The organism is Streptomyces sp. NPDC059371 (assembly GCF_042751995.1).
Taxonomy (GTDB): Bacteria; Actinomycetota; Actinomycetes; order Streptomycetales; family Streptomycetaceae; genus Streptomyces.
This window is the reverse complement of the sequence record NZ_JBHYXD010000006.1, coordinates 86,370-99,658: the sequence shown is the minus strand read 5'-3', so window position 1 is coordinate 99,658 and position 13,289 is coordinate 86,370. Positions and strand designations below refer to the sequence as shown.

The following is a 13,289-nucleotide window of genomic DNA, read 5'->3' as shown; positions in this document are numbered from 1 at the left end:
GGGGCCTGGGCGGCCGGAGCGGAAGGTCAGGCCCGGGCGCCGTGCGAGCGGCGGCGGATCCTGTACAGGGCCCCGGCCGCGGCCGCCGTGATCAGCGCACCGCCCATGGCCACCTGGGTGTTGGTGTCCTGGGCGTCTCCGAACCCGGCGTGGATGCCGCCGTTCGGCTGCTGGTCCGCGATCTCGTACGTGTCCGTGAGCTTGATCCGCGGCGGGCACTTCACGGTGACGGTGTCGGTGCCGGTCGCTCCCTCGGCCGGAATCGTGAACTCACCCACGAGCACACCCTTGCGGCTGCCCCCGAACATGTGGAACTGACCTCCCGCCGCAGACTCGCCCTTGCCGTACGTCACATCCGGGCCGCAGGCGGTGGTCGTGACCGTGACCGTGGAGCCCGGCAGTCCACTGCCCGGGTCGATACGGAGCTCCGTGTCACCGGCGGCCACGGCGGCCGGGCTCTGCAGAGCCAGGACGCCGAGGAGCAGTCCGACACCGACGCCAACGTGTGTGTTTCGCAAGGGAACCCTCCGACAAAGCAGTGGCCGACCTGTCCGCTCGGCGCTCCTGTGATCTCCACAGACGAGAAAACCGACGCTCCGTCAGCTCCGCAACTGGAAGCGTCGGCCCAGGTTTCACCCGGCCAGCGGCCTTGTCGTCTTCCGCATGAGCGTTTGCGCAGGTCCCCGAAGCGGACGCGCGACGGCGGCTGTCTCGCCTCAGGAGTCGGATGGGCTAACGGTCCTCATCCCCGAACGGGCCAAGGGGGCACGGCCGTGTGTCCCCTCCTCGGCGGCTGCCGAGCTCCCCGCTTCACGCGGCGCCGACCTCCGGAGTGGTGCGGACGCTGTCACCGCCGCCGCCGGTCGCGGCCGAGGCGGGGGCGGGGAGACGTCGTACGGCGGGGACGAACAGGAGGGCGAGCGACGCGGGGACGGCGATGACCGTCATCGCGTACAGCGTGGGCCGCACACCGAGGGAATCGGACACCGGGCCGGCGAGCGCGAGGCCCAGCGGCATGAGTCCCGTCGACAGCAGATAGTCGTACGAACTCACCCGGGACAGGGCGGTCTCGGGTATGTGCGTCTGCAGCGCGGTTTCCCAGATGACGAAGAAGAGGGAGACGCCGACGCCGGTGACCGCTTCGAGGAGGGCTATCACGGCGACGGGAGCGCCGGAGCCGATGATGACCGCCTGGCAGGAGCCCACCGCGAGCGCCGCGGCGGCGAGTGCCATCGGATGTCTGACCTTGAGCCGGTAGGCGCAGACGTCGCCGACGATGGAGCCGATGCCGAAGCCCGCGGTCACGATCGACCAGCCGGCCGCGCCGCCCCATTCGCGCTCGGCGAGGACGGGCCCCAGCACGAACACCGACGGCAGCACGACGACGTGGTAGACGGAAATCGCCGCCAAGCCGGACCACACCCACGTCCGGTTCCGTACCTGCGTCCAGCCGGCGCGCAGCTCCTTGAAGAACCTTCCGCCCGGGGCGGCCCGCGTCGCCTCGGGTGTCATGCCGCGCGGGGTCAGCCGGGCCAGGAACGCGGCACTGACCGCGAAGGTCAGCGAGTCCACCGCCAAGGCGCCGCCGGGACCGGCCACCGCCACCAGAATCCCGGCCACGGCGGGACCGACCACCAGTCCCGCCGACTGGACGAACCCGCGCAGGGCGTTCGCCTCCCGCAGCCGGTCGGCGCCGACGAGCAGGGGCATCAGTCCTGTGGCCGCCGGCATGAAGAACGCGTCGGCCGTGCCGAACACGATCATCAGCAGCACCAGATGCCGAATCTCGGCGACGCCGGTCAACAGCAGTACGGCGGCGAGCCCCTGCACGGCGAACCGCACCAGGTCCGACGCCAGCATGATGCGATGGCGCGGGAAACGGTCCGCCCACACCCCGCCCACGAGGGAGAACAGCAGCGTGGGCACGAGGCTCGCGGCCGCGACCAGCCCCACGTCGGAGGCGGACCCGCCCACCGAGAGCGCGGCGAAGGGCACGGCTATGAACGACACACGGTCGCCCACCACCGACAGGGACTGCCCGATGAACAGGCGGGCGAACTGCGGCTCATCACGCAGCACACCAGGAACCAAGGACTTCACGAAACGACCGATCAGGGACAGCGGACAGGAACTGCAGCGCCCGATGGTAAGCAGTGCCGTCCCCGCAGGTCACCTGAATTCAGCGGGGGGAAGGGCGGCGGACCTGCGCAGCAGCCACTGCCCGAACGTCCGGCGCGGTGGACGTACCACCACGCGGCCGTGCGCCTTCTCGCCGACCAGCTCGACCCGCAGGGTGACCGGTGTGTCCGGATGCGTCGGAGCGGGGCGGTGTTTGACCTTGCAGTGCACCAGCCGCAGTCCGTCGGTGTCGACCACGATCCCCGGCCGGGTGACCAGCGTCAGGGTCTTGCCCATCATGCCGACGTCGACGCGCAGGGTGTCGTGCGTGATCACGGCGTCGGTGAAGTCGAGGGTCACCTCGCAGAACGTCACGGCGAGCTCCAGCCTCCGCGGCACGACCCAGCGCCCCACCCGCTCGACCGCGCCGCTGTGGACCTGCTCGATCCGGACCGTGTCCTTGGCCTCCGCTCCGGCGGCGCCGACGGACGGCAGGTCGGTGGTGAGCGCGGCCAGTTCACCCAGGGTCCGCGCCGACAGGGCGGCTTCCAGGCGTTCGTCCAGCTCGTCCGCGGTCAGCAGGCCGTCCCCGGCCGCGATGCGCAGTACGTCCACCACCCGGTCCCGGTCCGCGTGCGAGGCCCGCAGCCCGAGCGACGAGCCGGGGCCGGCGGGCTTCCCGGTGGGCGCGATCTCTCCCGACATGCTTCCGTCCCGATCCTGTCGAACGACTCCGCGCGACGCGGGCAGCGGCGCGCGAGGAGAAGACTAACGCTATATCGCGATACGGGGATCCTGGTCGGACCCCCATCTCGACGGAGTCACGCGGGGTCCGCGGCAGCGGGTGAGCCGGGTGGGATCGAGGAGCCGGGTGAGTCGGGTGAGCTGGGGCGCGGGATGGTGGGGGTGGGGGCGTACTGGGCTGCCTGGGCCGTGAACATCGCCGCGTAGCGGCCCCGGGCCGCCATGAGTTCGTCGTGGCCGCCCTCCTCGACCAGCCGCCCCTGGTGCAGGACGTAGATCCGGTCGGAGTGGCGGACCCCGGACATACGGTGGGTGACGAGGACGACGGCGCGGTGCGGGGCGGCGAGTCCGCGGATGCGGTCGAACGCCGCGATCTCGGCCTCCGGATCGAGGGCGGACGTCGGTTCGTCCACGATGAGGATGCTGTCCGCCCGCGAGGTGGAGCTGCGCCAGTGCGTGCGGGCCAGGCCGACCTTCTGCCATTCGCCGCCGGACAGTTCGATGGCCCCGCGGAAGACGCGGGCCAGCAGACTCCGCAGCCCGTCGGGGAGTCTGGAGACGACCGGCCCCGCTCCCGCGTAGTCGACGGACGCCCACAGGTCGTCGTCGGTGGCCTCGGCTTCGGGGCGGCCGATCCGGATGTTCATCGCCGCCGTCACGGGCCAGCGCTGGAAGTCCTGCGTGAGCAGTGCGACGCGCTCGAAGACCTGGGAGCGTTCCAGCCCGGTGACGTCCAGGTCGCCCCAGCGCACCGTCCCTGCCTGGGGGAGCAGCAGGCCGGAGAGGACCTTCATGAGAGTGCTCTTGCCGGAGCCGTTCTCGCCGACGACGGCCGTGACCGAGCCCATGGGGATGGTGAGCGTGACCCGGTCGAGCGCCGGAGCCTCGCGGTCGGGATACCGATACGAGACCTCGTCGAGCGTGATCTGCTTGACCTGTTCCGGAACCGGACCGCCCGTCTCGGGGATCGCGTACGCGGCCGCCTCGGTCAGGAAGCGTCCGTGGTCGCGGACGTACAGGGACTCCTCGTGCAGGGTGTTGACGTTCATCACCAGAGCGCCCAGGCTCGCCGACCCGGACCGGACGGCGATCACCGCCGTGCCGGCCACCGCCAGACTCATGTGCCCGCTCATGACCAGCCAGATCATGGTTCCGTACGTGGCGGCCATCGCCAGTCCGGACAGCGCCGAGGCCACCCACTCTGTGACCGCCTTGCCGGCGGCCAGCCGCTCCTGCTCGGCCTCGGCGCTGCGCGCCATGCGTTCGTACCGGCTGAGCAGGAAGGGACCGACGCCGTGAATACGTACCTCCTGGGCGGCGGTGCGTTCGGTGAGGAGGTTGCCGATCAGCCGGCTGGCCCGCAGGTGCTCGATCCAGCTCATCACCGACACGTACCGTTCCTGGGCCACGCGCATCGCGCCCCAGCCGCGCGGGGCGGCGATGAGGACGAGCATCGGCAGCAGCGCCGGATGCAGCACCGTGAGCACGCCCGCCGTGGCCACCAGGGAGATGGTGCTGTTCAGCGCGGCCACACAGGCGCTGATCATCTGACGGGCGGACGCGGGACCGTACTGGGCGATGTCGATCAGCCGCCGGAAGTCCGGGTCGTCGATGGCCTCCAGCTCCACGGAGGCGGCGGCCGCAAGGTACTGGGTGGTGGCGATCCGCTCCACCAGCGGTTCGAGCCGGCCCGCCCGGGACGTGGACCAGCCCGCCAGCACGGAGTTGACGACGGCGATCGCGGCGGCGGCCAGCAGGCCCGGCATCAGAGCGTGCAGCCGCTCGGCCGCGGTGCCGACGCCGAGCAGTGCGTGCATGACCGCGTTGACCGCGAGCAGCCCGACGGCCGCGGCGACACCCTGCCCGATCTCGCTCACGCCGACGGCGATGAGAGCCCGGCGGTCCGTGTTCCATGCCATGCGCAAGGTCGCCCCTACCAGGGTCGGCATGGAACGCAGTGCCGACAGCATGGTCAAGTCGAGCTGCGCGTGCTCGTGTTGGGACCAGCCCATGTCGTAGCGCAACGGGCCGCCGAACAACTCGCGCTCCGCGTCGGACACTTCCGGCTCCGCGAGCCGGACCTTGCCGAAGAACCTCACCACACCGCGCCTCCCCGCGCGTGCCGGTTCCGTGCCCTGGACTGCGGGCCGCGAGCGAGTGTCGGCGGGAAGGCGCTTCTGCGTGTGGGCGCACGCCATCGGTTGGACGTCACCATCAGGGGAGGTTGCCCAACTCGCGCGTGACTATGTCGCATACGTCGGCTATCGGCCTCCGGGAGCCGGAGTGGCCGGGGTCGGCCGGAGACAGTCGGGTCGGCCGGTCGGAAATTCGGTGGAGTGGTGGCGTGGTCCGGCACTAGCGTGTCGCCGAGCCCATTCGTCCAGGCGAGGACGTGCCGTTGTACACCGTGTGAGACCTCCCGAGCGCTGATCTGTCGCGCGTCGCCCCCGTGCGCCGCGCTGCCTTTTGCTGCGGACTTCTCACTGAAACCGGTGTACCTCTGTGCTCAATAGCTGGGTGGTCATGCCCACCTGCCTGCCTACTGTTCTCCGCCGTTGCCACGCCTGCGCCTCCGAGCGCTTCCGGGCCAACGGAAAATTCCGTGTCAACGCGAACCACAAACTCCTCGACGCCTGGCTTCTCGTGCTCTGCGCCGGCTGCGGGGACACGGCGAAGCTCACGATCCTGGAGCGGGCGCACGTGCGCTCGGTCCGACCGGAGCTGCTGGACCGGATGCACGCCAACGACCCCGGCCTCGCGGCGGAGTTGCTGCAGGACCCGGTCGTGCGGCGCCGCAATCGCATCGCCCTCGACTGGGACGGCGCCTGGCGTCTCGACACCGGCGGTTCGGATCATCTGGGCCGCGAGGTGATCGACGTCTCGGTCCGCTTCGCGGCGCGGATACCCCTCCGCCCGATGCGGCTGATCGCCGACGGCTGCGGTCTTTCGCGGGCCGAGGTCGAGAGACTGATGGACGAGGGGAAGGTCATCTCGGCGGTCCGGTTGAGCGGCAAGGTGTCCGGCGACTTCACCTTCACACTCAAGCGCTGAGCCCTCTCGGGGTCGGTGCGGGCCTGTCCGGCATGATCCGCCGGGCAGGCCCCATGTCCGGGCGGCCTGACCGGGGAGTCCGGAGCGCGGGCTACCGGCGCGCCCGGCGGTAGGCGATCAGCAGCCCCAGGAGGATGCCGACGAGGAGGGTGACGGTCAGGACGATCCACAGGGGGAGGGTGACCTCAGGGATCCAGAGCCGGATGGTCACTGAGTTGGTATTGGCTGCGATGAACCAGATCGTCAGGGCTGCCAGCACGAAGAAACCGATGCTGCGTATCCGGTAGTCCCGCCCCTTGACCGTCACGGTGGACGGCCCGTGTGCCTTCGCGGTCTTCTGGGCCATAAAGCCAGTATCCGGCTGTTCATCCGAGCGGGCGACTCGATCGGCCGCGACCGGCCGGGGTCGCCGCTTCCGAGGTTCGGACCGCCCTTGTGCGGGCGGGTGGAACCCGTGGGCGGGCGAGCTGAACCGGGTGGGCGAGCTGAACCAGGCGGTGCGGCGAGAGGGTGCGGACTTGAGTCGAAAATCGAACATGTGAGCTAATCAAGCCATGGAGTCCGTGTCGCGCATGTCCTTCCCCCAAGACCTGGTCCAACTGGAAGTGGCCTGGTGTCGCACCTATGACGCCCTCGCGGTGCCCCGCCCAGTGGGGCACACGGCACTGCGCCGTCGTCTGCTGGTGCTGTCGGCCCGTCTGTGGTGGCATCCGTTCTGGACGGGGCCGGGCCGAATGCCCGCGGCCCGGCTGGAGCTGCGCAGGCGGGCCCGCGCTGTGAGCGCGCGGGGGTGAAGGCCGTACTCATCGTTGATTGTGGTCGTCGGGTCGTCGGGCCGTCGGGTCGTGCGGCCGTCGGCCGATCTGGGTCGGCCAATAGCCTCACTCCATGGATGCGCTCGTGCCCTTCGTCGTCATGTTCGGTGGCCTCGCCGCGGTCATCGGCTTCTTCGTCTGGCTCGCCGCCCGCGTCCGCGCCAGGGGTTTTGCCGGCGGAGCCGTGAACGCGGCCCTGGCCTCGTACGAAGAGGTGTTTCGTGCGACCTCGCACGCGGCCCACGTCGAGATCCAGGCACAGAAGGAAAGCAAGGCGCCGCTCCTGTCGCCCGACGACCACTGGGAGCGCGGCCCGGGCGATACGAGTCCGGCAGGTTCTCGGGACCGCCGGCCACCGGCCCGCTCCCGTGTGCGCCGTTCGCGAAGGGCCCTTGGCCGTTGGGCCGCTCGCCTACGCGGCGGCCACTGAACCACGCTCCCGGTCCGGTGGCTCGGCCGCGTTCGCGGTGGCCGGCCACCCTCACCCCGCCAGGCTCAGGCCGCGGCCTCGTCCAGGGGGATGCCGAGTCGGCCGGCCACCGTGGTGAGGGCCGTGCCCAGGGGGAGCGCGACCCGGGTGAGGGCGTGCCGGTCGCCCCGGGTCGCGTCCCGGTTGACGATCAGTACCGGCTTCCCGGCATCGGCCGCCTGACGGACGAACCGCAGTCCGGACATGACCGTCAGGGAGGAGCCCAGGACCAGCAGCGAAGTCGCCTCACGGACCAGCCGGCGGCACTCCTCGACCCGCGACTGCGGAACGGACTCGCCGAAGAAGACCACGTCCGGCTTGAGGATGCCGCCGCAGACCGTGCACGGGACCACGTGGAAGTCCCCGACCTGCTCGTCGGTGAGGTCGGCGTCACCGTCCGGGTTGACGGCGGCGGCCACCGGCGCGAAGCCGGGATTGGCCTCCTCCAGCAGGCGGGCGAGTTCGCGGCGCGGGGTGCGGGCACCGCAGGAGAGACAGACGACCCGCTCCAGGCTTCCGTGGAGTTCCACGACGCCCTGACTGCCGACGGTCTGATGCAGCCCGTCGACGTTCTGTGTGATCACCCCGGAGAGCAGGCCGTGCCGCCCGAACGCGGCCACGGCCCGGTGTCCGTCGTTGGGGCGGGCCCGGCCGAAGGTCCGCCAGCCGAGGTGGCTGCGCGCCCAGTAACGCCGCCGGGCCTGAGCGGTGGCGGTGAAGTCCTGGTAGGTCATCGGGGTGTGCCGACGCAGGCTCCCGCCCTCGCCCCGGTAATCGGGGATGCCCGACTCCGTCGAGATGCCCGCCCCGCTGAGCACCAGCACACCGCCGGTGCGCAGCGCGGCGGCGACCGGCTCCAGATCCGTGGTGCCCGGCGGGAGATCCCCGGAAGGGATCCAGTTGAGAGTGGGGCGCATGCGCATGCAACCAGGGTACGGACACGAGGACACGGTGTACGGGGAGGCAGGCACGCCACTACGCACGCCCAGGCACGGCACGACGCCGATGTGCGGGCAGGTAGGCACGGCCACGACGTACGCTCAGGCACCGCACGACGCCGATGTGCGGGCAGGTAGGCACGGCCACGACGTACGGCCGGGCACCGGGCCACGCCGATGTACGGGCACGGGCCCCGCGAGCACACACGGTCAGGTGGGAACCGCGCCGATCTCCGGCCCGGCCCGCCCAGGTGATTTGCTCCGACCTCGCGTCTCAGCTCTCGCCGGAGCGCCGGAGCCGCGCGGAAAGATGGTGCTGCAGCGGCTGACCGACCGCCTCCAGGTCATGGAGGAAGTCCAGGGTGTCCGCGTCCGTCAAGGTGTAGCGGCGGCGCGTGGCGACCACCTCTTTCGCCGTGGGAGCGAGTGCCACCTGCTGCGTGGCCAGGTCAACCGCACCGTCGGCCGCCTGACCGACCAGGATTTCCGCGATGCCGGTGGGCTGGGTGATCAACGCCTCCACGCGTCCGTCGGCCTGCATCCGCCACCAGCCGCTCTCCCGGGCCGACGGGCGCAGCGGTGAGCCGTCCGGGTCCAGCAGCCAGGCGCGTGCCTCGTAGTGCAGGAAGGGCCGGCCGTCGTGGCTGAAGGTGACCTCCTGCGCGTAGACGAACTCCTCGTCGAGCGTCGGGTAGCCACCGCGGCCTTGTCCGGCCCAGGTGCCGAGAAGTCCGATCACCGGCGTGAGCAGCACGTGCGGTGCGGGCTTCTCGTCCGAGCGGAATGCGTCGGGATACGGGTGCTGCCCGAAGAGGTCGACCATGACATCCACTCCAGGGTTGAGGCCGGTGCCGGCTGGCAGCCTAGTGGTATTCCGCCCGGAGATCGTGATCCTCCCGGCGGCGCGGCGGACGGCCCGAGGAGTAGAAAACCTGCCCCTTGCCCAGTGGCTGCTCGGGGACGGCACCTCGCCAGATCAGCAGTCCGTGAGTCCGCTCCCAGTAGAGCGCGTACGCGGCGTTGACCAGCAACTGCGCCGTGAGAGGCAGCACGCACAGAGCGGCCAGCGGGTTCGTCACGAGAGCCAGGGGCAGGGTCAGTACCAGCAGGACGGCCAGGAGTCCACCGTGGAACAAGTACGGCCGCGGGGCGTGGCCGCGAGACAGAACCGCATCGGGGTCCCGCAACGGCACCGCCCTGCGGAAGGCGCGCCCTTCCCCGATCAGGGAGAGGCACGGCACGACCACGAGGATGCCTGCGAACCACGCGACGACGTCCCCCGGTACCTCCGCATGTGGCAGCGCACGGAAGGGCAGGGCCACCACCAGACCGACGGCGGCGGCAGCCACCGTCATGCAGGCACCCCTGAGCTCGTGGTGCACATACCTGACCATGGCGATCCCCCCGACCCCGCCCACACAGGACCTCCAGTCTGCCGCAACCGCGTGCACCAGGAACCCGGACCCCGCCCATCCCCTTCACCTGTTACGAACCTCCCGACGCCGCGTCACTTTGCCCGAGAGGATGGGCCGTTGGAGGATGAAGCCCCCTCAGGACATCGATCCCGCCGGTGCCTCGGAACGTGCCCGTTGCTGTCGTCGGCCGTCGGTAGGGTGGTCGCCGTGATGGTGGGAACCGAGGAAACCCGGCTGGTCGTCCTGCGCGGCAACAGTGCCTCGGGGAAGTCCTCCGTCGCCGCCGGGCTCCGTGACAGATTCGGCCGCGGACTGGCCCTGGTCGGTCAGGACAACCTCCGTCGCATCGTGCTGCGCGAGCGGGACCGGGCCGGAGCGGCGAACATCGGTCTGATCGACCTGACCGCCCGCTACGCCCTGGACGCCGGCTATCACGTGGTGGTCGAGGGCATCCTCTGCGCCGATCACTACGGCGACATGCTCACCCGGCTGCGCGCCGACCACCGCGGTCCGACCCACGGGTACTACCTGGACGTGCCGTTGGACGAGACCTTCGCCCGGCACGCGGGCAAGCCGATCGCCGATGAGGTCGACGAGACGCTGCTGCGCGACTGGTATCAGCCTCTCGATCTCCTGCCCGATGGCGTCGAGACGGTCATCGGCGCCGACAGCGCTCTCCACGAGACCGTCGACCGCATCTTGCTCGACACCGGTCTGGCTCACCTGCCCGCACGGGATCGCTGACCAAGCATGGAGGAAGGGCTCGACCGCGGTGCCGGGACGCGCTCGTCCTGGCACCGCGGCCGGTGTGTCAGGCCTCGTCGCGCAGGCGGGACGCCAACGTCGTCAGAGGTTCGGCTTCCTCCGTGCAGCCCAGGGCGGTCAGCAGGGACACCGCCTTGTCGAGGCGGGTGAGGGCGGGGGAGACGCGTTCCAGGTAGAGGCCCTCCACGGCACCCGCGAAGCGGACGCACTCGGCCCACTCGCCCGCCCGGTCGTCCTCCGGTCCCGGCTCGCCGAGGAGGGCGAGAGCCTTCTCCAGCGCGGCCAGGGCGTCCTCGTACTCACCGGCGTACGCGTTGACCCGGCCGTGTTCGTAGGCCAGGGCCGAGTCCAGCGAGCGTCCCCGGGGCTCGTACTCGGCCTCGCGGGCCTCTTCGGCGATCCGGCCGGCGTCGGCGAGGAACGCGAGGGCATCGGCCAGGCCCTCCTCGCCGTGCTGCTGACCCTGCTGGCGGGCGAGTTCGCGCAGACAACTGCTGAGCTGCTCGTAACGCGGTGCCAGCGCGTGGGCGGCGAGTGCCTGGTTCACGGCTTCCCGGGCCCGGCCGAACTCGCCGGACTCGCCGAGGAGTACGGCCGCCTCGGCGGCGATCATGGCGTGGCTTCCGGGGTCGTCGTCCCAGTCGGCCGACTCGGCCGCGAGAGCGACGAGTTCGGTCGTGGCGGCCTTGAGGTCCTCACCCGCGTGCAGGGCCCGGGCCCGGGTCAGGCGTAGCTGGGCCAGGAGCCGGTCGTCCAACTCGCCCGCCGTGACGTCCGGTTCGGCCATCAGGGAGTCGAGCAGGGCGATGCAGTCCTCGACCCGGCCCATGTCGAGGCTGAGCTGGGCCGCGTTGCTGTAGCTGCAGAACGCCTCCGTGCGGCTGCCGTGACGCAGGTCCAGCTCAGCCGACCGTGTCAGATGGCGCAGTGCCTCGTCGGGCCGGCCCAGGTGCATACAGACCTCGGCCAGGTCGCTGTGGAGACGGCTGGTGTCGACCGCCTCGGCCGGCCAGTCCGCGGCCAGACGCAGGCCCTCCGTCAGGCTCGCGTGCGAGGCTTCCGGGTCCTGGAGGCCGAGCTGGAGCCGGGCCCGCAGACCGAGTGCGCGGGGCAGGTGCCAGGCGGGGCCCTGGTCCTTCAGCCGGCCGAGGAGGTCGTCGACCCCGGCGACCGCGGTGGGCAGGTCGCCGGAGAGGGCGTGCGTGCCGGCCTTCAGCAGCAGTGCGCCGGAGATCTGCCCGACGATGTCGTGCCGCGTGGCGAACGCCAGAAGCAGGTCCGCCTCGGCGAAGACCGGCGCGGCGTCGTCCTCGTTCCCGGACGTCTGCAGGCGCAGGCCGAGCACCGTGGCCCGCAGGCGCAGCAGACGGGCCTCGTGGACCGGTGTGAGGCCGGAGGTCTCCTCGTGCAGGGCGACGATGGACGCGTGGGCGGCGGTCAGTGCGGCGGCCTTCGCCTCGGCCCCGTCGTCGACGCCGCCCGCTGCGGCGAGCAGCGCGCAGGCGTGGGCGAGTGCCGCTCGCTCCGGCGCTCCGGCGTCCTCGTACAGTCCCGCGGCCTCCTCGTACAGCGCCTGCGCGACGGCGAAATCGTCCTTGTCGCCGGCCCGGCTCGCCTCGTCGTCCAGCAGGTCCGCGCGGAGCCGTACGAGGGGACCCACCTCCGGGTCGTCGGGGTGGGCGTAGTCGCGAGCGGCCGTGAGCGTGCGCAGCCGTGCCCAGACGGCGGTCGAGTCCGGGTGGCCCTGATCGTCCAACTCCCTTGCCCGGATGATCAGTTCACCGACCGACTCGGGTACGTCTGTGGCGGTCGTACGGGCGGGAGGCGCGGTGACCGGGACGGCCGTGGCGATGTCGTCGAGGCTGCGAGGGCGCAGGGTCAGCTCCAACGCGTCCCGGAGCGGGGCACGTTCGACGCGGGCCGCGCGGCGGTCGGCGTGGGCGGTGGTTCCGTTGCGGGCGTCGAAACGCGCGGCCAAGTCATCGGCGCGGTCCGCCACTTCGGCGCGCAGGCCGGCCACCGTCCAGGCGCGGCCCGCGAATCCCGCTGCGGGCAGTTCGCCGTGGCCGAGGTGCTCGACCCGACGGAGGAGAACCTCCACACCGGTGAGGACGTCGAGCATCTCCCGCGGCGACTCCACCTCGTCGAACAGCCCCCGGTTCTCGGCGAGGAGTTCCAGACCGCGCGCCTCGTTGCCGGTCAGCGCACAGAACTCCAGGTGACGGCCGACCTCCCCGGCCATCGACGGGTTGCGGCGGCAGGCGCGGTAGCCGGCGAGGTGCAGTTCCACGGCCCGGTCGGCAACGCCGGTGCGCAGCAGGGGGAGCAGCGCGTGCGAGATGGAACGCGCCGGCTCCTCCTGGCAGGAGTCCTTCCCCGCCAGGACGGGCTCCCAGACGCGCAGGGCCCGCTCGTCGTCGCCCGCCGCGAGGTGGTACAGGGCGCGCTCGCAGATCTCGCAGGCCTCGCAGTCGCTGAGCCTGGTGCGGTGGCGCCCCGCCCACAGTTCGTAGGCGAGCGCGGTGTCCTCACCGAGGTGCGCGGCGAGTTGGTACGCCTGCCCGTAGTACGGCTGAAGGCCCAGGTCGGCCTTCTCGTACCGGTCGCGCATCTCCGTCTGCCACTGGCGCAGGCTGGCCAGCGGTATCTCGGGCAGCGCGAGCAGCGCGTTGGCCACCCACTTGAACCGCCAGAACAGCAGGTGGCGCAGGCGCTCGTCGAAGACGTCGGGCTGCTCGTCGAACAGGGTCAGCAGACGGGCGAAGACGACGGGCGACTTCCGGGGTTCGGAGCCGTAGGTGTACGCCTCCTGGAGTTCGAGGAGTGCGCGAATGAGCGGTACCGGCTCGGCGAACTGCTCGGCCGTCTCGACGAGTTCCTCGGCGGTGACGGTGCGGGTGCGGCCGTAGGGGCGGCGGTCGTTCTCCTGGAGCGCCTGGAGCAGCTCGTCGGTGGTCTGGGGTGCGGTCGGCAT

At 71.3% G+C, this 13,289-nt stretch carries 13 protein-coding genes; 4 read left to right on the top strand and 9 right to left on the bottom strand.

Annotated elements, in window-relative coordinates; genetic code table 11:
- Positions 1–26: 26 nt before the first annotated feature.
- From ACFXGX_RS05810 to ACFXGX_RS05795, 4 genes are all read right to left on the bottom strand, one after another.
- Positions 27–518: a sortase gene (locus ACFXGX_RS05810; RefSeq protein WP_384785098.1), complete on the bottom strand. Its 492-nt coding sequence runs from the start codon at positions 516–518 to the stop codon at positions 27–29.
- 292 nt (positions 519–810) lie between these two features.
- Positions 811–2,079, bottom strand: a complete 1,269-nt coding sequence (locus ACFXGX_RS05805; RefSeq protein ID WP_384785095.1) for an MFS transporter — start codon at positions 2,077–2,079, stop codon at positions 811–813.
- Between the two features lie 90 nt (positions 2,080–2,169).
- Positions 2,170–2,823, bottom strand: a complete 654-nt coding sequence (locus tag ACFXGX_RS05800) for a DUF1707 domain-containing protein (protein ID WP_384785092.1) — start codon at positions 2,821–2,823, stop codon at positions 2,170–2,172.
- Between the two features lie 116 nt (positions 2,824–2,939).
- Positions 2,940–4,964: an ABC transporter ATP-binding protein gene (locus tag ACFXGX_RS05795; RefSeq protein WP_384785089.1), complete on the bottom strand. Its 2,025-nt coding sequence runs from the start codon at positions 4,962–4,964 to the stop codon at positions 2,940–2,942.
- Between the two features lie 400 nt (positions 4,965–5,364).
- On the opposite strand from ACFXGX_RS05795, the gene ACFXGX_RS05790 reads away from it, so the two are divergent.
- On the top strand, positions 5,365–5,913 hold the full coding sequence (locus tag ACFXGX_RS05790; RefSeq protein ID WP_384785086.1) for a DUF1062 domain-containing protein: 549 nt from the start codon (positions 5,365–5,367) through the stop codon (positions 5,911–5,913).
- Between the two features lie 91 nt (positions 5,914–6,004).
- Here the strand turns inward: ACFXGX_RS05790 and ACFXGX_RS05785 are convergent, their stop codons facing one another.
- Positions 6,005–6,259 carry a lipopolysaccharide assembly protein LapA domain-containing protein gene (locus ACFXGX_RS05785; protein WP_384785083.1) on the bottom strand — a complete coding sequence of 85 codons (255 nt, stop codon included), beginning with the start codon at positions 6,257–6,259 and terminating at the stop codon, positions 6,005–6,007.
- Positions 6,260–6,485: 226 nt separating this feature from the next.
- Between ACFXGX_RS05785 and ACFXGX_RS05780 the strand changes: the two genes are divergently transcribed.
- Positions 6,486–6,707 carry a hypothetical protein gene (locus ACFXGX_RS05780; protein ID WP_384785080.1) on the top strand — a complete coding sequence of 74 codons (222 nt, stop codon included), beginning with the start codon at positions 6,486–6,488 and terminating at the stop codon, positions 6,705–6,707.
- Between the two features lie 94 nt (positions 6,708–6,801).
- Complete coding sequence (locus ACFXGX_RS05775) at positions 6,802–7,158, top strand: hypothetical protein (protein WP_384785077.1); 357 nt, start codon at positions 6,802–6,804, stop codon at positions 7,156–7,158.
- A gap of 65 nt (positions 7,159–7,223) precedes the next feature.
- Here the strand turns inward: ACFXGX_RS05775 and ACFXGX_RS05770 are convergent, their stop codons facing one another.
- From ACFXGX_RS05770 to ACFXGX_RS05760, 3 genes are all read right to left on the bottom strand, one after another.
- Positions 7,224–8,120, bottom strand: a complete 897-nt coding sequence (locus ACFXGX_RS05770) for an NAD-dependent protein deacetylase (RefSeq protein ID WP_384785075.1) — start codon at positions 8,118–8,120, stop codon at positions 7,224–7,226.
- Between the two features lie 289 nt (positions 8,121–8,409).
- Positions 8,410–8,958, bottom strand: coding sequence for an FABP family protein (locus ACFXGX_RS05765; protein ID WP_384785072.1), 549 nt, complete (start codon positions 8,956–8,958; stop codon positions 8,410–8,412).
- A gap of 40 nt (positions 8,959–8,998) precedes the next feature.
- Positions 8,999–9,490, bottom strand: coding sequence for a hypothetical protein (locus ACFXGX_RS05760; RefSeq protein WP_384785069.1), 492 nt, complete (start codon positions 9,488–9,490; stop codon positions 8,999–9,001).
- A 270-nt stretch (positions 9,491–9,760) separates the two neighbouring features.
- Here ACFXGX_RS05760 and ACFXGX_RS05755 point away from each other — a divergent pair, with 270 nt between their 5' ends.
- Positions 9,761–10,294: an AAA family ATPase gene (locus ACFXGX_RS05755; RefSeq protein WP_384785321.1), complete on the top strand. Its 534-nt coding sequence runs from the start codon at positions 9,761–9,763 to the stop codon at positions 10,292–10,294.
- Between the two features lie 67 nt (positions 10,295–10,361).
- On the opposite strand, the gene ACFXGX_RS05750 is transcribed toward ACFXGX_RS05755, so the two are convergent.
- A complete protein-coding gene (locus ACFXGX_RS05750; protein WP_384785066.1) occupies positions 10,362–13,289 on the bottom strand; it encodes a hypothetical protein in 2,928 nt (975 codons plus the stop codon).

Coding starts and splice junctions, on each gene's coding strand:
- ACFXGX_RS05800 (WP_384785092.1), bottom strand. CDS start 2,823: ATGTCGGGAGAGATCGCGCCCACCGGGAAGCCCGCCGGCCCCGGCTCG.
- ACFXGX_RS05785 (WP_384785083.1), bottom strand. CDS start 6,259: ATGGCCCAGAAGACCGCGAAGGCACACGGGCCGTCCACCGTGACGGTC.
- ACFXGX_RS05780 (WP_384785080.1), top strand. CDS start 6,486: ATGTCCTTCCCCCAAGACCTGGTCCAACTGGAAGTGGCCTGGTGTCGC.
- ACFXGX_RS05775 (WP_384785077.1), top strand. CDS start 6,802: ATGGATGCGCTCGTGCCCTTCGTCGTCATGTTCGGTGGCCTCGCCGCG.
- ACFXGX_RS05770 (WP_384785075.1), bottom strand. CDS start 8,120: ATGCGCATGCGCCCCACTCTCAACTGGATCCCTTCCGGGGATCTCCCG.
- ACFXGX_RS05765 (WP_384785072.1), bottom strand. CDS start 8,958: ATGGTCGACCTCTTCGGGCAGCACCCGTATCCCGACGCATTCCGCTCG.
- ACFXGX_RS05760 (WP_384785069.1), bottom strand. CDS start 9,490: ATGACGGTGGCTGCCGCCGCCGTCGGTCTGGTGGTGGCCCTGCCCTTC.
- ACFXGX_RS05755 (WP_384785321.1), top strand. CDS start 9,761: ATGGTGGGAACCGAGGAAACCCGGCTGGTCGTCCTGCGCGGCAACAGT.
- ACFXGX_RS05750 (WP_384785066.1), bottom strand. CDS start 13,289: ATGCCGACCGCACCCCAGACCACCGACGAGCTGCTCCAGGCGCTCCAG.